General features: G+C 75.1%; 19 protein-coding genes and 2 pseudogenes. 13 read left to right on the top strand and 8 right to left on the bottom strand.

Translation table 11 applies throughout. The features are described from left to right. Positions 1 to 69: 69 nt before the first annotated feature. Positions 70 to 522 (top strand): DUF3263 domain-containing protein, encoded by a 453-nt coding sequence (locus ACIA6B_RS15625; RefSeq protein WP_396773813.1) that lies wholly within the window; start codon positions 70 to 72, stop codon positions 520 to 522. 6 nt (positions 523 to 528) lie between these two features. Here the strand turns inward: ACIA6B_RS15625 and ACIA6B_RS15620 are convergent, their stop codons facing one another. After that, complete coding sequence (locus tag ACIA6B_RS15620) at positions 529 to 741, bottom strand: hypothetical protein (RefSeq protein ID WP_091069881.1); 213 nt, start codon at positions 739 to 741, stop codon at positions 529 to 531. 140 nt (positions 742 to 881) lie between these two features. Here ACIA6B_RS15620 and ACIA6B_RS15615 point away from each other — a divergent pair, with 140 nt between their 5' ends. The 12 genes and pseudogenes from ACIA6B_RS15615 to ACIA6B_RS15560 all read left to right on the top strand — a co-directional run bounded on the left by ACIA6B_RS15615 (position 882) and on the right by ACIA6B_RS15560 (position 7,837). Further along, a complete protein-coding gene (locus ACIA6B_RS15615) occupies positions 882 to 1,784 on the top strand; it encodes a hypothetical protein (RefSeq protein WP_396773811.1) in 903 nt (300 codons plus the stop codon). Between the two features lie 149 nt (positions 1,785 to 1,933). After that, complete coding sequence (locus ACIA6B_RS15610) at positions 1,934 to 2,443, top strand: GNAT family N-acetyltransferase (RefSeq protein ID WP_396773809.1); 510 nt, start codon at positions 1,934 to 1,936, stop codon at positions 2,441 to 2,443. 259 nt (positions 2,444 to 2,702) lie between these two features. Further along, entirely contained in the window at positions 2,703 to 3,146 is a 444-nt protein-coding gene (locus ACIA6B_RS15605) for a hypothetical protein (protein WP_396773807.1), read from the top strand. A gap of 2 nt (positions 3,147 to 3,148) precedes the next feature. After that, a complete protein-coding gene (locus ACIA6B_RS15600; RefSeq protein WP_396773805.1) occupies positions 3,149 to 4,288 on the top strand; it encodes an SRPBCC family protein in 1,140 nt (379 codons plus the stop codon). 32 nt (positions 4,289 to 4,320) lie between these two features. Then, positions 4,321 to 4,506 (top strand): annotated as a pseudogene (gvpJ, locus tag ACIA6B_RS15595) (gas vesicle protein GvpJ); the annotation flags it as partial. A 215-nt stretch (positions 4,507 to 4,721) separates the two neighbouring features. Next, a complete protein-coding gene (locus ACIA6B_RS15590; protein WP_396773803.1) occupies positions 4,722 to 5,477 on the top strand; it encodes a GvpL/GvpF family gas vesicle protein in 756 nt (251 codons plus the stop codon). A 3-nt stretch (positions 5,478 to 5,480) separates the two neighbouring features. Further along, positions 5,481 to 5,819, top strand: a complete 339-nt coding sequence (locus ACIA6B_RS15585) for a gas vesicle protein GvpG (RefSeq protein ID WP_396773801.1) — start codon at positions 5,481 to 5,483, stop codon at positions 5,817 to 5,819. Further along, positions 5,816 to 6,133: a gas vesicle protein gene (locus ACIA6B_RS15580; protein WP_396773799.1), complete on the top strand. Its 318-nt coding sequence runs from the start codon at positions 5,816 to 5,818 to the stop codon at positions 6,131 to 6,133. Before ACIA6B_RS15585 ends, ACIA6B_RS15580 begins: the two co-directional genes overlap by 4 nt. Position 6,134: 1 nt before the next feature. Beyond that, positions 6,135 to 6,335 (top strand): annotated as a pseudogene (gvpJ, locus tag ACIA6B_RS15575) (gas vesicle protein GvpJ); the annotation flags it as partial. A 151-nt stretch (positions 6,336 to 6,486) separates the two neighbouring features. Further along, positions 6,487 to 7,272: a GvpL/GvpF family gas vesicle protein gene (locus ACIA6B_RS15570; protein ID WP_396773797.1), complete on the top strand. Its 786-nt coding sequence runs from the start codon at positions 6,487 to 6,489 to the stop codon at positions 7,270 to 7,272. Beyond that, complete coding sequence (locus ACIA6B_RS15565; RefSeq protein ID WP_396773796.1) at positions 7,263 to 7,484, top strand: gas vesicle protein; 222 nt, start codon at positions 7,263 to 7,265, stop codon at positions 7,482 to 7,484. The genes ACIA6B_RS15570 and ACIA6B_RS15565 overlap by 10 nt, the downstream gene beginning before the upstream one ends. Further along, positions 7,481 to 7,837 carry a gas vesicle protein K gene (locus tag ACIA6B_RS15560; protein ID WP_396773794.1) on the top strand — a complete coding sequence of 119 codons (357 nt, stop codon included), beginning with the start codon at positions 7,481 to 7,483 and terminating at the stop codon, positions 7,835 to 7,837. The genes ACIA6B_RS15565 and ACIA6B_RS15560 overlap by 4 nt, the downstream gene beginning before the upstream one ends. 81 nt (positions 7,838 to 7,918) lie before the next feature. Here the strand turns inward: ACIA6B_RS15560 and ACIA6B_RS15555 are convergent, their stop codons facing one another. Genes ACIA6B_RS15555 through ACIA6B_RS15525 form a run of 7 tightly spaced genes read right to left on the bottom strand, consistent with a single transcriptional unit; the run spans position 7,919 to position 16,593 of the window. Then, a complete protein-coding gene (locus ACIA6B_RS15555; RefSeq protein ID WP_396773792.1) occupies positions 7,919 to 10,210 on the bottom strand; it encodes an AAA family ATPase in 2,292 nt (763 codons plus the stop codon). Positions 10,211 to 10,249: 39 nt separating this feature from the next. Further along, positions 10,250 to 10,819, bottom strand: coding sequence for a hypothetical protein (locus tag ACIA6B_RS15550; RefSeq protein ID WP_396773791.1), 570 nt, complete (start codon positions 10,817 to 10,819; stop codon positions 10,250 to 10,252). A 44-nt stretch (positions 10,820 to 10,863) separates the two neighbouring features. Beyond that, entirely contained in the window at positions 10,864 to 11,625 is a 762-nt protein-coding gene (locus ACIA6B_RS15545) for a GTP-binding protein (protein WP_396773789.1), read from the bottom strand. Next, complete coding sequence (locus ACIA6B_RS15540; protein WP_396773787.1) at positions 11,603 to 12,055, bottom strand: DUF742 domain-containing protein; 453 nt, start codon at positions 12,053 to 12,055, stop codon at positions 11,603 to 11,605. The genes ACIA6B_RS15545 and ACIA6B_RS15540 overlap by 23 nt, the downstream gene beginning before the upstream one ends. Next, the gene (locus ACIA6B_RS15535) at positions 12,052 to 12,516 is read right to left on the bottom strand and encodes a roadblock/LC7 domain-containing protein (protein ID WP_107161362.1); all 465 of its coding nucleotides are present in this window, start codon (positions 12,514 to 12,516) and stop codon (positions 12,052 to 12,054) included. Before ACIA6B_RS15535 ends, ACIA6B_RS15540 begins: the two co-directional genes overlap by 4 nt. Then, positions 12,513 to 15,467: a nitrate- and nitrite sensing domain-containing protein gene (locus tag ACIA6B_RS15530; protein ID WP_396773784.1), complete on the bottom strand. Its 2,955-nt coding sequence runs from the start codon at positions 15,465 to 15,467 to the stop codon at positions 12,513 to 12,515. Before ACIA6B_RS15530 ends, ACIA6B_RS15535 begins: the two co-directional genes overlap by 4 nt. Next, positions 15,454 to 16,593: a hypothetical protein gene (locus tag ACIA6B_RS15525; protein ID WP_396773783.1), complete on the bottom strand. Its 1,140-nt coding sequence runs from the start codon at positions 16,591 to 16,593 to the stop codon at positions 15,454 to 15,456. The genes ACIA6B_RS15530 and ACIA6B_RS15525 overlap by 14 nt, the downstream gene beginning before the upstream one ends. Positions 16,594 to 16,729 lie beyond the last annotated feature (136 nt).

Genomic DNA, 16,729 nt, shown 5'->3' with positions numbered 1-16,729 from the left:
CTGGCTACGCTGGGGTCTCCCCGGCCGGCGCGTCTTCGCGCCGGTCAGTCGCCGTCGGAGAGGAGCACCATGTCCGCCGACGCCACGGACCGGACCGCCGCCGAGCGGTCCGACCCACCACCACACGTCGGGGGTACGCGGGCAGCGCCCGGCGCCGCCGTCCCCCCGCCCCGCACCGCGCCCCCCGCCGAGTCGGTACCGCCGACCGAGCCCGTACCGCCGACCGAGCCCGCGCCGTCGGTGGAGCCCGCGCCCTCCGTGGAGCCCGAGCCCGCGCCGTCGGTGCAGAGCGCGGGGCTCACCGAGCGGGAGCTGCGGATCCTTGCCTTCGAGTCGCGGTGGTGGAAGCACGCCGGCGCCAAGGAGCAGGCCATCCGGGACACGTTCGGTCTCTCCGCGACCCGTTACTACCAGCTCCTCAACGGGCTGCTGGACCATCCCGCCGCGCTGGCGGCCGAGCCGGTGCTGATCGGCCGGCTGCGCCGGCTCCGCTCGTCGCGGGCCCGCAACCGGCGGCGTTGACCGGCCTCACTTCTCGTACGAGCGCAGCCCGTTGCCGATGGCGAAGAACGTCGGCGCCCACTCGCCGATGAAGATGCCCCAGCGGTCCGCCCGGTCCACGCCGGCGCGTTCCAGGCTCTTGGACAGGAACCAGCTCGTGAACGAGAGTCCGATGCTGACGAATCCGGCGAGATAGGCGTGCTCCGCCCGGATTCCCGACTCGTGCAACCGCTCCAACATGGCGATCCCCCTGTCCCCGGTCCGATCGGTCGCCCTCGACGCTACCGCCAGCCCCCCGCCGGTGACGGAGAGTTGCCGGGATGCGCCGCATGGCCGTGCGCCGGCCGGGTAAGGCGGCGGGCGACGGAGGGAGTGGGGCGATGGGGGCACCGGACCGCCGGTACGCGACCGGCAGCGGGACGGCCCGGCCGGTCGGTGAGGCGCCGATGATGCGGGTGCGATCCGCGTCCGATCCGGCCCCGGGGCGACCGGAGAACGAGGACGTGGTCTTCCGGTTCGGCCCGCTCGTCGGCGTCCTCGACGGGGCCACCGTGCCGGACGGCTTCGACACCGGCTGCGTGCACGGCCCGGCGTGGTACGTCCGGCACCTGGCCGCCCGGATCGGCCTGGCGGTCGCGGCCCGCCCCGCGGCCACGCTGATGAGCAGCCTGGCGGCGGCGATCCTGGCGGTGCGGGCGGACCACGGCGACTCCTGCGACCTCGACCATCCCGGCACCCCGTCGTCCACCGTCTGCCTGCTGCGCTGCGGTGGGGACCAGGTCGACTACCTGGTCCTCTGCGACAGCCCGCTGGTGCTCGACACCGGCGCCGGCATCGACGTGGTCACCGACGACCGGCTGGCGGACGCGCTGGCGGACCTGCGTCGGACCGCCGCCGCGCTGCCCGACGCCGGGGTCGACCCGGCGACCCGGTTCCGGCGCGCGGTGACGGTGCAGCGCACCCGGATGAACCGCAGTCACGGGTACTGGGCGGCGGCCGGCGACCCGGACGCGGCGTACCACGCGGTGACCGGGACGGTGCCGCTGCGCGGGCCGAACGCGCTGCGCCGGGCCGTGTTGCTCACTGACGGCGCGTCGTGCGCGGTCGAGCAGTTCGGGCTCTTCGACTGGGCCGGTCTCCTGGAGGTGGTGACCGTGGAGGGGCCGGAAGGGCTGGTCGACCGGGTCCGGGCGGCCGAGCGGGACCACCCGGACCGGCTGCGCCGCCGGAAGCGGTCCGACGACGCCACGGTGGCGCTCTGTGAGTTCGCGCCCCTGAGGTGAGCACGCTCACGCCGGAAGGGCCGGTCGGATGACAACGGAGCGTGAGGCGGAACGCCCCGGGGGTACGACCGGTCGACCCGCTCCGCCGTACCGGCAATGAGTCGGCAAAGGGGTGGACGTGCGCCGGAACGGCCGGCAGACTCCGGCTGGTGACGGGTGCGGTACGGCTGGAGCCGGTGGACGAGCGGAACCTGGAACCGTTGCTCTCCGTAGCGGCGGCGGAGGCGGAACCGGAGGACGTCATGCCTCCGGTGGACGCCCCGGCCGGCTGGTCGCTGGCCCGCCGGGACGCGTTCCGCGAGTTCCACCGCGCCAGCTTCGGCGGCCTGGACGGCCCCACCCGCACGCTGATGTACGCGATCGTGTCCGGCGGCGAGGTGGTCGGCATGGTGCGGATGACCCGTCGGGACGAGCCGGGAACGGTGGAGACCGGGATGTGGCTGGGCCGGTCGGCGCGCGGGCGCGGGCTCGGTGCCGCCGCGCTGCGGGAGCTGCTGCACGCCGCCGCGGCGGCCGGCATGCGCACGGTCGTCGCCGATACGACGCCGGACAATGCCGGAGCCATTTCTGTCCTTCGCAAATGCGGTGCGGAATTGCACGAAGAAGGCGGAAAACTGTCCGCCCGGATGTGTCTGGATTCAGCCCTCCCGGCCCGCTGAGTCCGTTGCTTGCCGCGCGACAACCTTTGCGCGTACTCCCTGCTCCTTCGCGCTTCGATGCGAAGTTTCGCCCATCCTGAGCAGCGGTTCCAGTTCGCCGAATAAATGTTTTGTGAATGGCATGGCGGGTACTGCCCGCCGGGTCCGCTGATGCGGGACACCGGCCGCAGGCCCTCTTTTCGCTGATCCTCGGCAGCTGTTTTCCCGGTCCTGCTCCACGCATGAGGTGTCCCTTCCGCCGGGGAGCGAAGGAGAACTGATGAAGAGCGGAGCTCGGATCGCCCTGGCGGTCGGTTTCGGATATGTCCTCGGCCGGCGCAGGAAGCTGCGGACGGCCCTCACCCTGGCCGCCGCCGTGGCCGCCGGCCGGGCCAGCCGGAATCCGGGCGGCCTCAAGCAGATGGCCACCGGCCTGCTCGGGTCGAACCCGCAACTGGCCAACCTCTCCCGGCTCGGCGCGCCGCTGGTCACCGCCGGCCGGGCCGCCGCGACCGCCGCCGCCGGCAGCGGCATCGACGCGGTCAGCGGCCGGCTGCGTGGCAGCGCCGACGCGTTGCGACGTCGTTCCGCCGGCGAGCAGTCCGCGGACGGTCGGCGGTCGGCGCCCGACGAGGAGCCGGAGCTGGACGAGCAGCCCGGGGCCGACGACGAGGCCGACTACGACGAGCAGCCGGCAGCCGTGCGCCGGCGACGGGGGCGGTGACCATGCCCCCCACCGGACTCACCGACCGGGCCCGCGACCAGATCGGCGGCGAACTGCGCAACCTCGCCTCCGCGATCGGCGAGCGCGCCGTGCAGGTGGTGACCGAGCGGGTCACCGGCGCCACCGGGCGACTCAGCGAGTACGCGAAGCAGGGCGGCGGCCCCGGCCTGGTCGCCGCGGCCACCGGCGCGCAGAAGCTCGCCGACGGCCAGTCCCCGCTGAAGGCCATGTTCCATGCCGGCCTGGCCGGCGGTAAGGAGAAGCTGATGTCGGCGTTCGGCGGCGGCAAGGGTGGCAAGGGCGGCGGCAAGAAGCTCAAGGTCACCAACATCGTGGAGACCATCGAGGTCGGCGTGCCGGTCCGGGTCGCGTACAACCAGTGGACCACCTTTGGCGACTTCCCGAGCTTCATGAAGAAGGTCGAGCAGGCCGACAACGACGAGGACGAGAAGATGACCTGGAAGGCACAGGTCCTCTGGTCGCACCGCACCTGGGAGTCGACGATCGTCCGGCAGATCCCGGACCGGCTGATCCACTGGCGGTCCAAGGGCGAGAAGGGCTCGGTCGACGGCACGGTCAGCTTCCACGAGGTCGCCCCGGAACTGACCCGCATCCTGGTCGTGCTGGAGTACCACCCGCAGGGCCTCTTCGAGCACACCGGCAACCTGTGGCGGGCGCAGGGCCGTCGGGTCCGGCTGGAGCTGAAGCACTTCGTCCGGCACGTGATGACCGAGACCGTGCTCGACCCGGACTCCGTCGAGGGCTGGCGCGGTGAGATCCAGGACTCCCAGGTGGTCAGGGACCACGAGACCGCGCTCCGCGAGGAGCAGGAGGGCGGCGCGCAGCCGGAGTCGGGCCGGGACGAGGAGCCCGCCGAGCGTGGCCGCCGCCGTCCGTCGCAGCGCCGTCGCCCGGTCGAGGAGGAGGAGTACGACGCCTATGACGCCGGGGACGACTTCGACGACGAGGAGTACGACGAGGAGCCGGTGGAGGAGCAGCCGCCGCCGCGCCGCCGGCAGCCGGAGCGGGCCCGCCGCCCGCAGCGCGAGGAGCGGGAACCGCGCGAGGAGCGGGCCCGGCGTGCTCCCGAGGCGCCCCGCCGGCCGGTTGTCCGGCGTCGTCGTGAGGAGCGTGGCGAATGAGCGTGGCGACGGTTGACCAGCCGGACAGCGCGCTGGAACGCACCGCCGGCGGTGGCGCGGGGGGCGCGCTCGCCGACGTGGTGGAGACCGTGCTGGACAAGGGTGTGGTGATCGACGCCCAGGTGTCGATCGCCGTGGTCGGGATCCAGCTCCTGGAGATCGACGCCCGGGTGGTGATCTCCAGCATCGAGACGTACCTGCGGTTCGCCGACACGGTCGACCGGATGAACATCGTGCCGAAGGACCAGCAGACGCTGCCCGACCTGATCGACGGCGTGGCCGGCGCGGTCGGCCGGGCGGCCGGCGACGTCAGTCAGGCGGTCGGCGACGTCGGCCAGGCGGTCGGCGGGGTCGGCGGCGCGGTGGTGGACGCGCCGCGCGACCGGGAGGTCGGGCAGGGCCGGCCGGGTCGGCGGGACGGGGGAGAACGGAGATGAGCCGAGAGCACGGGCTGTTCATCTACGGCATCGTGCCGTCCGACGTGGAACCGACCCCCGACGCCGAGGGGGTCGGCTCCCCGCCCGGCGAGGTGAGCGCGGTCCGGCACGGCGAACTGGCCGCGCTGGTCAGCGCGGTGGGGCTGGACGAGCCGCTGGGCCGGCCGGCCGACCTGACCGCGTACGAGCGGCTGCTGGACGGCACGGCGGAGGTCGCGCCGGTGCTGCCGGTGCGGTTCGGCACGGTGGTGACCGGCGAGGACGCGGTCGCGGACCTGCTCGACGCGCACCACGACCGGTTCGCCGCGGCGCTCGACGAGTTCGAGGACCGGGTGCAGTACACCGTGCACGGCCGCTTCGACGAGTCGGAGTTCATCGGCGGGATGCTGGCCGCCAACGCGGACGCCGCCGCGCTCGCCGACCAGGTGCGCGGCCGGCCGGAGGCGCAGAGCCGGGAGCAGCGCATCCGGCTCGGCGAGATGATCAGCCAGGCGGTCGAGCTGAACCGGGAGTCCCAGAACCGGGACCTGATCGACGCGGTGGGCCGGTACGCGGAGGCGGACGCGGTCCGGCCGCCGAGCCACGAGATGGACGCCGTACGCGTCGCCTTCCTGGTCGCCGGTGACCACGAGGACGAGTTCATCCGGGCCGTGGAGGACTTCGCCGAGCAGCGTCGGGAGCTGATCCGGATGCGCCTGATCGGCCCGCTGGCGCCGTACGACTTCGTGAGCGCGCACCAACTGGCGGAGTGAGCCGTGGACATCCTGTGGACGCTTCTCACCCTCCCGTACGCGCCGGTGCGCGGGCTCACCGCGATCGTCAAGGTGGTCGCCCGGGAGGCGGAGTCGCAGCAGCACAACCCGGTCACCGTCCGGCGGGAGCTGGAGGAGCTGGATCGGGCCGCCGCCGCCGGGGAGATCACCCCGGCGGAACGGGACCGGGGGCAGCAGCAGGTGCTGGAGCGGCTGACCGGGCCGGCCGGCGGCCGTACCCCCGCGCGGCGCGACGGACCGGCGCGGCGGCCCGGGGCCGACCGGCGGCCGGCCACCGATCGCGGCGGCGGGTCGCGCCGGCCACGAGGGGGACCACGATGACGTCGGCGCGGGCCCGGGACGACCGGGAGCGGTACCTCGACGAGGACGACGAGGACGTGCTCGACGCCGCCGAGGCGGCCCGCGAGGGACTGCGTCAGGTGGTGGCGCTGACCGGGAAGGACGCGCTCGGGATCACCTCGATCCAGCCCGCCGACTACGGCTGGCTGGTCGGGGTGGAGGTGGTCGAGGACCATCGCATCCCGTCGTCGACCGATCTGCTCGGGCTCTACGAGGTCGAGCTGGACATGACCGGCAGCCTGCTCGGCTACCGGCGGACGCGCCGCTACCAGCGCGGCAAGGGCGACGGGGGCTGACATGAGCACGGCACGGGAGCCCTCGGTGGTGCAGAACTCCGGCCAGGTGCTGCCGGCCGGCCACGAGCCGGCGAACCTCGGCGACATCCTGGAACGGGTCCTCGACCGGGGCATCGTCATCGCCGGTGACATCCGGGTCAGCCTGCTCGACATCGAGCTGCTGACGTTGAAACTGCGGCTGGTCATCGCCTCGGTGGACACCGCCCGGCAGATCGGCATCGACTGGTGGGAGCACGATCCGTGGCTCAGCTCCCGGGCCCGCCCGCCGGTCGAGCCGGGTCCGCGCGACCCGGAGGAGGTCGAGGCGTCCCGCCGGCCGCGCGTCGCCGCCCGCGTCGTGAGGAGGGACCGTGATGAGTGAGCCGGACGCCGGGACCGCGGTCTGGCTGCACGGCGTGGTCGCGGGCGGCACCGGCCCGACCGACCTGCCGGGCATCGCCGGTACGCCGGTGCGCGCGGTGCCCGGGTCCGGCCTGGCCGCCGTGGTCAGCGACGTGCCACTGCACGAGTACGGCGAGACCGCGCTGCGCCGCAACCTGGAGGATCTGGCCTGGCTGGAACGGGCCGCCCGGGCGCACCACGCGGTGGTGGACGCGCTGGCCCGCGCCGGGGCGGTGGTGCCGGCGCGGCTCGCCACCGTGCACCGCGACGACGCCCGGGTGGCCGGCGTACTGGCCGAGCGACGCGACGAGTTGGCCGGCACGCTGGCCCGGCTCGCCGACCGCACCGAGTGGGGCGTCAAGGGGTACGTGGTGCCCGGCGCACTGCCCGGCGCCGAGGAGCCCGCCGGTGGGGGCGGCGCCGGGGCCGCGTACCTGCGCCGGCGTCGGGCCCAGCTCAACGCACGGGAGCTGGGGCAGCAGGCCGCCGCCGACGCGGCTGCCGCCGTGCACGCCACGCTGGCCGGGCTGGCGGTGGCCGCGCATCGGCACGCCCCCCAGGACCGGCGGCTCTCCGGCGCGGCCACCGCGATGGTGCTCAACGGCGCGTACCTGATCGACCGGGACCGGTGGCCCGACTTCGCCGCGTCCGCCCGTCGGTTGGCCGACGAGCACCCCGAGGTACGCCTGGAGCTGACCGGCCCGTGGCCGCCGTACTCCTTCGTGGCGGAACCGGAGGCGGCGCCGGCATGGGCGTGACCACGCTCGCGCCCAGCGCGGCCGACGACCCCGGGTACCGGACGGTGGCCCTGGTCGACCTGCTCGACCGGGTGCTCGCCGCCGGCGTGGTGGTCAGCGGCGACATCACGCTGGCCATCGCCGACGTCGACCTGGTCCGGATCTCGTTGCGCGCGCTGATCGCGTCCGTCGGCGCGCTCGCCCCGCCGACCGACCCGCTGGGCTCGCTGTGACCGGCCGGGACGAGGCGGCCGAGCTGGCGGCGGCGCTCGGCGAGCCGCAGTGGCGGGCACCCCGGGTACAGCCGCTGGACCGCCGGCTCGCCGTCGACCAGGACTCGGTCGAGCGCGGCCTGGCCAGCCTGGTGCTCACCGTCGTCGAACTGCTCCGTCAGCTCATGGAACGGCAGGCGCTGCGCCGGGTGGACCTCGGTGACCTCACCGACGAGCAGATCGAGCGGATCGGCACCACCCTGATGGCGCTGGAGGAGCAGATGACCCAGCTCCGCGCGTACTTCGGCCTGTCCCCCGAGGACCTCAACCTGGACCTGGGCCCCCTCGGCCCGCTCCTACCCACCGACTCGTGAGTAGGGAGATCTTGGTACGAAAGGGCCCCTGTGAGGGCCGATTTCTACCAAGATCTCGGACGGCGGTCGTGGGCGGTGAGGTCAGCGGCGGGTCTGGGCGTAGGACTCCAGGTGGGCCAGTTGCACGGGGTCCAGGGATGGTCGGACGCGGGTGCGGGCCGACTCCACGTGTGCCGCCGTCACGGTGGTGGCGGTCAGGGACTCGCGCATCGCGGCCAGGGCCGCCTCCCGGACCAGCGCGGCGCAGTCGGCGGCGGAGAAGCCGGCCAGCTCCGCGCCGAGCGCGTCGAGGTCCACGTCCGGCGCGAGCGGGACGTCCCGGGCCGTGGCCCGAAGAATCTCCGCGCGGGCCGAACCGTCCGGTGGCGGCACGTAGACCAGGCGCTCCAGCCGGCCCGGGCGCAGCAGCGCCGGGTCGACCAGCTCCGGCCGGTTCGTCGCGCCGACCACCACCACGTTGCGCAGCGCCTCCACCCCGTCCAGTTCGGTGAGCAACGCGGCCACCACCCGATCGGTCGTACCGCCGTCGGTGGCCTGGCCGCGGACCGGCGCCAGCGCGTCCACCTCGTCCAGGAAGACCAGCGTGGGCGCCGCCTCGCGGGCCCGGCGGAACAGCTCACGGACCGCGCGTTCGCTCTCGCCGACCCACTTGGAGAGCAGCTCCGCGCCCTTCACCGACAGCACGTTCGCGCGCCCGGAGCCGGCCAGCGCGGTGACCAGGTAGGTCTTGCCGCAGCCGGGCGGGCCGTAGAGCAGCACCCCGCGCGGCGGCGTCACGCCCAGCCGGGCGAACGTGTCCGGATAGGTGAGCGGCCAGAGCACCGACTCGGTCAACGTCTGCTTGACCTCGTGCAGGCCGCCGACGTCGTCGAGCGTCACCGTGGCCAGTTCCAGCGTGGACGCGGCCATCGTGGTCGCGCGGACCACCTCCCGCGCGGCGAGGAAGTCGGCCATCGCCACGGTCGGCGTCTCGGCCGTCTTCTGCCGCAACGCCGCCCGCACCCCGGCCTCCCGCACCAGCGCGGCCAGGTCCGCGGCGACGAAACCGGGGGTACGCGCCGCCACCTCGTCCAGCCGGACGTCACCGGCCAGCGGCACCTGCCGGGTGAGCACCGTCAACTGCTCCCGGCGCAGCGCCGGATCGGGCAGCGGCACACTGATCCGCAGCGCCAGGAGGTCCGGCCCGCGCAACGCCGGGTCCACCGCCTCGGGGCGTCCGGTGGTGCCGACCACCGCCGCCCCGGCGCGTACCGTCTCGGCGACGACCTGGCGGAACACGGTGGCCAGCGGGCCGGCGTCGTCGGCCGGGGCGAGCGCCTCCACGTCGGTGACCAGCAGCACGGCCGACCCGCCCGCGCGTACCGCCTCGGCCGCCTCCCGCAGCCGGCGGGCCGCCGCGTCGTTGGACAGCGCGGCCAGCTCCGGGCCCCAGACCGGGCGGACCCGCGCGCCGACCCGGGCGGCGACGGCGCGGACCAGCGACGACTTGCCCGAGCCGGCCGGGCCTTCGACGAGCACGCCGAGCGCGACCGTGGTGCCCAGCCGGCCCAGCACCTCGCGGTGGTGGAAGCCCAGGTCCAGCAGCTCGGTCAGCTCCTCGGCCTGGGCGCGCAGGCCCGGCAGCTCGTCCACGTCGGGCACGCCCTCGGGCCCGAGCAGGCCGTCGGCTCCCGGAGTCGTCGCGCCGGCCGATCCGCTGGAGCCGCCGGAGCCGGTTGAGCCGCCGGAGTCGGCCGGGCCGGCCGAAACGGTGGAGCCGGTCGGGCCGCTGAAGCCGGACGCGGCGGGGCCGTGGGTGGTCGGGCCGTGTTCCCAGGCCACCACCGTGTCCATGGTGACCAGCGCGCCGGTTGCCGGCTCGGCCGCCACCACGCTGAGCAGCGTGCTCGTCCAGGCGTACCCGACGGAGCTGGCGAGGCTGTGCCGTGCGGCCTCGACCAGGCCGCGCACGGCGGCGTCCGGGAGCACGTCCTGGGGCAGCAGCGAGACGTCGTCGCCGGCGGTGACCATCTTGCCCAGCAACGCGAGCCGCAGCATCTCCGGCGGGACCGCGGCCGTCACCGCGACCGGGCCGGCCAGCGTGACCCGGCTCGCCCGGGCGCAGGGCAGCGGGCTCACCGTGACCTGGCCGCCGGCCCGCAGGCCGAGGTTGCCCAGCAGCAGGTCGTCGGCGTACAGCAGGGCGCTGCTGGTGCCCGGGTCGGCGGCGGCGGCGATGCCGGCGGTCACCCGGCGGCCGGTCAGCCGTACCGGGTCGCCGGGCCGCAGCGCCAATGCGGTCAGCACCTCGGGGTGGAGGCGTACGACGCCACGGCGGGCGTCCAGCGCGGCCGGCCGCAGGCTCGCGGTCAGGGTCAGGTCGGGTTCCGCCACCCGCCGACAGTAGCCGCCGGGCACCACGGCCCGCCGGGGTCAGTGCGGGTCCGGGCGGTCCAGGAGCGAGGGGTCGCGGCGGATCAGCTCGGCGAGCCGGGCCGCCGGATCGGTCGCGCGTGGGTCGTGGCCCGGGGCGGCCACCGTCTTCACCGACATGGGCCAGGTCGGCGGCGGCGCCGGTGCGGACGCCGGGCCCACCGTCACCTCCGGCCCGGCCCAGGAGACCCGCATCGGGTACGCCTGATCGCCCAGCTCCACCCGCAGCGTCACGGCGAGCCCGCGATGCGCGGCGACCACCCGCCGGACCGCCTCGGCAACCTCCTCCACCGGGTCCCGCCGCGGCGACGCGTGGCCGCCCCGCAACCGGTACGCGCCGTGCCCCGCCCGATCCTCCACCGGCTCGCCCCCGGCGGATGCGCCCGGCTCGGCGTGCTTGGCGGGCCTGCCTGCCTCGGCGCGCTCGGCGGGCCTGCCCCTGTCGGCGTGCTCGGCGGGCATGTCCGCGTCGGCGTGCTCGACCGGCTCGCCGGGCAGCGGCACGCGTCGGCGCTGCGCCTCCTCGCGTCGCGCCAGCCGGGCCAGTGTCTCGTCCAGATCACCCCTCATCGCGTCCACCCCTTCGCAGCGCACGGGCCGAACCGGCTGGCGGTTCAGCGTTCCCGGGACCGGGTCGCCCGGTCCAGCGCCCGGTCCAGGACGACGAGCAGGGCGTCCCGTACGGAGAGCCGGTCCCGGGCGTCGAACTGCACCAGCGGCACGTGCTCGGCGATCGCCAGCGCCCAGCGGATCGACGGCAGGTCCAGCGCCAGCCGCCCGTCGAACGCGTTGACGCCCACGGCGAACGGCAGCCCGGCCCGCTCGAAGAAGTCGATCGCCGGATAGCAGTCGTCGAGCCGGGCGCTGTCCACCACCACCAGCGCGCCGAGCGCGCCCCGGGCCAGGTCGTCCCACATGAAGCCGAACCGGGCCTGGCCGGGCGTACCGAAGAGGTAGAGCTTCAGGCTGCGGTCGATGGTCACGCAGCCGAAGTCCATCGCCACCGTGGTGGTGGTCTTCCCGGGCACCCCGTCGGGGTCGTCGACGCCGATCCCGGCGGTGGTCATCTCCGCCTCGGTGGTCAGCGGCGCGATCTCGGAGATCGCCCCCACCGTGGTGGTCTTGCCGACGCCGAAGCCGCCGGCGATCAGGATCTTCACCGGGATCGGCGGGCGTGGCGCGGGCACCCGGCTGACGATCGGGGCCGGCTCGCCGGGGGCGCCGGGTGGCCGGTACGGCAGTGGCGGCCCGGCCGGCGGCGGTGGGGTGGCGCGGCCGATCAGCGGGGCCGGGTTGCCGTAGCGGGTGGGGACGCTGTTCGCGGCCGGCCCGCCAGGGGCGGACGCCCGCCATTCAGGAGATCGCACGAAGTCCATCAATCACTCGCAGGATGAGATCGGGATCGAGGGCGTCGTCGACGTCCGCGACGTGCACGTCGAGGTGACCGGCGGCGCGCAGGTCGCCGACCAGCACCCGGGTCACGCCGAACTGCATCCGGGTCCGGGCGGAGATCTCGGCGACCGACACCGGCTCGACACAGATCGCGACGATCGCCGCGAGTTCCGGGGTCAGCCGGGCGGTCACCGCCCACGAGCCGCTGCCCGGCCGCGCGGTCACCTGGGTCTCCAGGCTGATCGCCGGGTCGCCGTCCACCCGTCCCGAGGTGAGCACGAACGGGCGCGGGCCGGTCGGCTGCTCCCCGTCGCCCGCGTCCGGTCCCGGACCCGGGGCGGACGCGCGCAGGAAGGGGCGGATCCGGACGCCGGGTTCCGGCTCCGGGTCCTCGCCGGCGACCCCCGGGATCATTGCTGGACGGCGTTCTTCAGCTCGGCGATCAGGCGGGGGCTCAGGGCGCCGCCGGCGCGGCCGGCGAAGAGCGTCATCTCGTACGCCACGGTGCCCAGGTTGGCCGAGCGGTCGGCGACCACGCCGAGGACCGAGCCGCTGCTGATCGCGCTGATCAGCAGGTAGCCCTCGGCCATGTCCACGATGACCCGGTTGAGCCCGCCCAGCGCGTACCAGCTCGCGGCGCCACCGGCCAGGCTGGTCATGCCGGAGACCACGGCGGCGAGCCGTTCCGCGTTGGACCGGTCCTTGATCGCGGACATGGCCATCAGCAGCCCGTCCGAGGAGACCGCGATCGCCTCCATCACCCCGGCCGTGCTGGAGGTGAACGAGTCGAGCAGCCAGTTGAAGGTGCGCGCCTCGGGGCTGAGGTCGCCGGTCGCGCTCTGTTCGACATTGTCGTGCAGGTACGGGCTGGTCACCGTGATGGATCCTCTTCATAGCGGTGGTCGGTACTGACTTCGCGCAGAGCACGGGCGACGCCCGCCTCGAATTCCGTGATGCGGTCGCGGACCTCGACCGGGTCGCCGGGGTCGGAGCTGGCCGGGGGCGCGGGCGGCACCGCGGAGACGGTCAGGTTCGCCCCCGGGACACGCCGGCTGAGCCGAGGCCGGGCGGGTGTCGGGTCGGCCGGGTCGACGTCGTCCTCGGCCCGGCGTACCCCGTCCTGGAACGCCTCCACCAGGGCGCGGACGGCGGCCGGGTCGTCCGGAACACCGAACGGCGGCCCGATCACCGGTCCGGCCGGTCCGGTGACCGGACCGGGCGGCAGGTTGGCGCCGGGCACCCGTTTCCGGATCGGCCGGTTCCCGGGCGGTCCGGCCGGCCGACCGAACGGACCTGGCGCGGCGGGCAGTGGCCCGCGCGGCGCTGGGGTGCGGGCGGGACCGGTCGTCGATCCGGCCGGACCTGGCGTCGCGGGCAGTGGCCCGCGCGGTGGCGGGGTGCGGGTGGGGCCGGTCGTCGGTCCGGCGGCCGGGGGAGCGGCCGGTGCCGGGCCGACGACCGGTGTCGGCGGGGTGGGGCCGGCCGGGTGTGTCGCCGGGCCGGTGGGCCGCGTGGTGGACCGTGCGGTGGCCGGCGGCCAGGCGGGCGGCGGACCGCCGGTGGGGAAGCGGAAGTCCTCGACCGGCGGCCTGGTGACGGCCGCCGTCCCGACCGACCTCCCGGCGTCCGCCGCGCCGTCCCGGCCCGTCGCCTCGTCGACGGCTGCCGGGCGGTCCCGGTCCGGGTCCGGGTCCGGGTCCGGGGTCTCCCGGCGGGCGGTCGGAGCGGTCGGAGCGGTCAGGGCGGTCGGAGCGGTCAGGGCCGGCGCGTCCGGCACCTCGGCGTCGTCGACCAGGTGGCCGAAGGCGTTCCAGGAGTCGCCGCTGGAGATGCTGCGGGTGGCCCGGCTCAGCAGCGCCGTGTCGAAGCCGGCCGGTTCGCCGGCGGCCGGCCGGACCGGCCGGCTCGCCGGTGCGGGGTCCGGAGGCCGTTCCACGGTCGGCGCGGCGGCCCGCGCCACGGCGGTTCCGGCCGGCTCCGGCCGGCGGATCACCAGGGAGGCGGTCGGGATCTCCAGGCCGGCGGTGATCCCGCCGCCCGCGGTCGCCACCAGCCGTACGGCCCAGCCGTGTCGCCGGGCCAGCCGGCCCACCACGAAGAGCCCGAGCACCTCGGTCGGCGCGAGGTCGAGCCGCTCCCGGCGGGTGAGCCGGGCGTTCTCCTCGGCGAGCCGCTCCTCGGTGAGGCCGATGCCGTGGTCCACCACGGTGAGCCGGGCGCCCCCCTCGGTCAGTTCGCCGGCCACCACGACCCGGGTGTGCGGCGGCGAGAAGGCGGTCGCGTTCTCCATCAGCTCGGCCAGCGCCAGCACCAGGTCGCCGGCGATCGCGGGTGCCGCCGAGACGCCGGGCGGGACCTGCACGTCGACCCGGGTGTAGTCCTCGATCTCGCCGAGCGCGAGCCGGACCACGTCGGCCAGCGGGACCGGGGCCACGTGGCCGTCCGAGCCGGTGGCCCCGGAGAGCACCACCAGGCTGCCGGCGTTGCGGCGCAGCCGGCTGGAGATGTGGTCCAGTCGGTAGAGGTGCTCCAGCCGGCCCGGGTCGACCTCCTGCCGTTCCAGCCGGTCGATGAGCGCGATCTGGCGGCCGACCAGGTTCTGCGTACGGCGGCCGACGTGGCCGAACATCTGCGCCACGTTCCGGCGGCCGGCCACCTGCCGCTCGACCAGCCGGGCGGCGGTGTGCTGCACCCGCTCGAACGCGCGGGCCAGGTCGCCGAGCTCGTCCCGGGCGCGGACGTCGACCGGGTCGAGGCGTACCGGGGGCACCGACTCGGTCTCGTCGTCGGCCACCCGGGTGAGCTCCGCCTCGGCGACCCGGGCGACGCGTTCGGCGGAGCGGGTGAGCCGGCTCAGCGGCCGGGACACCGTACGGGCCACCGTCATGCTCAGCAGCACCACCAGGAGCAGGATCGCCGCCGCCGCCACGGCGACCAGCCAGGCCGTGGTCAGCGCGTTCCGCTCCTCGGTACGCGTCTCCGCGATGACGTCCGCGACGACCTTCTTCTCCACGAACTGGCCCAGCGTGATCATCGAGCGGACCGAGGGGAAGAGCGCGTCCAGCGGCAGCGGGGCGATCGCCGCGACCGGGTCCCGGATGCTGTCGCGCAGGAACGTCTGGCTGGTCCGGGCCGCCACCGCCGCGTCGTCCAGCAGCGCCAGCTTCAACTGCTCCGGCGTGATCAGCTTGCGGAACCGGTCGTTGTCCACGTCGAGCGCCGCCATGCAGGCGATGTACGAGGCGCCCACCCGCTGATCACCTGTTGCGCGGACCAACACGATCTGGGTGGCGCACGAACTCAGCGCCTCGTCGGTACGCAGCAGCGCGTCCAGCGCGAGCACCTGCCGCCCGGCCGAGGTGTCGGTGTCCACCCGGAACGGCAGCCGCAGCGCCTCGATCAGCGCCAGGTCGACCCGGGCGAAGATGTTCAGGATCTGTTCCGGCGTGGCCCGGCCGGCGAGCGTCGCGGTCCGGACGTCGGCCAGCCGGCGTACCCCGTCGAGGGACTCGTGGACCGGCGTCGGCAGCGACTCGGCCCGCAGGTCGGCGACCCGGTCGTCGACCGTGGCGGACTTCTGGATCAGCTCGGTGCGGGTCACCCGGCCGAGCAGCAGCCCGATCGAGAGCAGACGTTCCTGCTGGAGGTCCTGCACCAGGCTGCCGATCCGGCTGGCGACGCGGACGGTCTCCACGGTGTCGGCGGCGCGGGCCGCGACGGCCACCCGGTCGACGACCACCGGCACGGCCAGCCCGACCATGCTGAGCAGCGGGATGATCACCAGCAGGGCGAGCTTGCCCCGGATCCGCAACCTAGCGAGCAGCATCGAACGGCCCCCACCGCTCGGCCTCGACGCCCCGACCCACCGCGACGGGCTGACGGTCGGCCCTCGGCGGCTCGGGTCGGACGGCCGGGGGCAGCGCGGCGTCGGCGGGCGTCGGGCGTGCCTCGACGGCGGGCCGCCGGAGCAGCGTCACGGCCAGCCCGACCAGCAACGCCACCGTCACGCCGGCCGCGATCCGGGCCAGCAACCGGTCCCGGTCGAGCGCGTCCACCCGTTCCTCCAGCAACGTGTCGAGCTGTTCGAGGATGACGGTGCGGAGCTGCTTGGCGGCGGACTGGGCGGCGAGTCCGGCGGCGGTGAGCTGGGTGGGGTTCGGCGCGGCCCGGCCGCCGCCCGCGGCGGTGAACGCCTCCAGCGACCGCTGGTAGGCGTCCAGCGGGGTGAGCACGTTGGCGCCCAGGTCGGTGCTCTCCGAGCTGTCCACCGCCGTGCGCAGGTCGGCGACCAGATCGTTGGCCGGACCGAACGCGGACGACCGCAGCTCGGCCAGCTCGATGCCGGTCTTCGCGCGTTCGGCGGCGGGGCGCGTGGCGGCCAGCCGGACCAGGTCGGCGAGCCGGCCGGCCAGCACCATCGCGGTGGGCAGGTCCCCGCCGATGCTGTCCTGGAGGAAGAACGAGTCGGACCGGGGGTCGCGGATCAGGCCGGAGCTTTCCCGTACCTTCCGGTAGAGCGCGAGCAGCAGGTCGTTGGCTTCGCCGTACGCCTGGTACGCGGCCTCGGGGTCGGCGAGCCCCCGGTCCGGCAGTCCTTCGAGCTTCGCCCGCAGCCCGGCCCAGCGTTCGTGGCTGCGCAGCTCGTCGCCGACGGCGGTGTCCACGGCCGCCACCTGCTCGATCGCGGCGTTGAGCGAGGCGCGGGAGACCGGCGCCCCGGCCACGGCGGTGGACTGGGCCTCCACCAGCGCGTCGGTGACCGGCCCGAGCGCACGCAGGTAACGGACCCCCAGCCGCTCCCGGGACGCCAGGTCGTGGTCCTCCGTGGTGGTGCCGTCGACGAGCGCGAATAGCAGCCCGAGCGGGGCGACCAGTGCCAGCGCCAGCAGCAGGGGTAGGACACGGCCCGACATGGAGGGCCGCCGACGCACCCGCGGCGCGGGAACTGTCATGGTCTGTCTCCTCCGGCGACGGCGGGGCGGTCGATGCCCCGGGAGGTCGCCGCCAGCAGTCCCGTGCACCGGACCGGAAAATTAGTCGAACCGGGCGGGGCGCGAACCTGGGTCGTCCAGTCGGTTTCACGTCAGT

The organism is Micromonospora sp. NPDC051141, from assembly GCF_044455765.1.
Classification (GTDB): domain Bacteria; phylum Actinomycetota; class Actinomycetes; order Mycobacteriales; family Micromonosporaceae; genus Micromonospora.
Note: the sequence above shows the minus strand (reverse complement) of the source record. Positions and strands in the feature narration are given on the sequence as shown.

Excerpts from the sequence above, each read along its gene's own strand:
- ACIA6B_RS15625 (WP_396773813.1), top strand. The coding sequence starts at position 70 with ATGTCCGCCGACGCCACGGACCGGACCGCCGCCGAGCGGTCCGACCCA.
- ACIA6B_RS15620 (WP_091069881.1), bottom strand. The coding sequence starts at position 741 with ATGTTGGAGCGGTTGCACGAGTCGGGAATCCGGGCGGAGCACGCCTAT.
- ACIA6B_RS15615 (WP_396773811.1), top strand. The coding sequence starts at position 882 with ATGGGGGCACCGGACCGCCGGTACGCGACCGGCAGCGGGACGGCCCGG.
- ACIA6B_RS15605 (WP_396773807.1), top strand. The coding sequence starts at position 2,703 with ATGAAGAGCGGAGCTCGGATCGCCCTGGCGGTCGGTTTCGGATATGTC.
- ACIA6B_RS15600 (WP_396773805.1), top strand. The coding sequence starts at position 3,149 with ATGCCCCCCACCGGACTCACCGACCGGGCCCGCGACCAGATCGGCGGC.
- ACIA6B_RS15590 (WP_396773803.1), top strand. The coding sequence starts at position 4,722 with ATGAGCCGAGAGCACGGGCTGTTCATCTACGGCATCGTGCCGTCCGAC.
- ACIA6B_RS15580 (WP_396773799.1), top strand. The coding sequence starts at position 5,816 with ATGACGTCGGCGCGGGCCCGGGACGACCGGGAGCGGTACCTCGACGAG.
- ACIA6B_RS15570 (WP_396773797.1), top strand. The coding sequence starts at position 6,487 with ATGAGTGAGCCGGACGCCGGGACCGCGGTCTGGCTGCACGGCGTGGTC.
- ACIA6B_RS15565 (WP_396773796.1), top strand. The coding sequence starts at position 7,263 with ATGGGCGTGACCACGCTCGCGCCCAGCGCGGCCGACGACCCCGGGTAC.
- ACIA6B_RS15550 (WP_396773791.1), bottom strand. The coding sequence starts at position 10,819 with ATGAGGGGTGATCTGGACGAGACACTGGCCCGGCTGGCGCGACGCGAG.
- ACIA6B_RS15545 (WP_396773789.1), bottom strand. The coding sequence starts at position 11,625 with ATGGACTTCGTGCGATCTCCTGAATGGCGGGCGTCCGCCCCTGGCGGG.
- ACIA6B_RS15540 (WP_396773787.1), bottom strand. The coding sequence starts at position 12,055 with ATGATCCCGGGGGTCGCCGGCGAGGACCCGGAGCCGGAACCCGGCGTC.
- ACIA6B_RS15530 (WP_396773784.1), bottom strand. The coding sequence starts at position 15,467 with ATGCTGCTCGCTAGGTTGCGGATCCGGGGCAAGCTCGCCCTGCTGGTG.
- ACIA6B_RS15525 (WP_396773783.1), bottom strand. The coding sequence starts at position 16,593 with ATGACAGTTCCCGCGCCGCGGGTGCGTCGGCGGCCCTCCATGTCGGGC.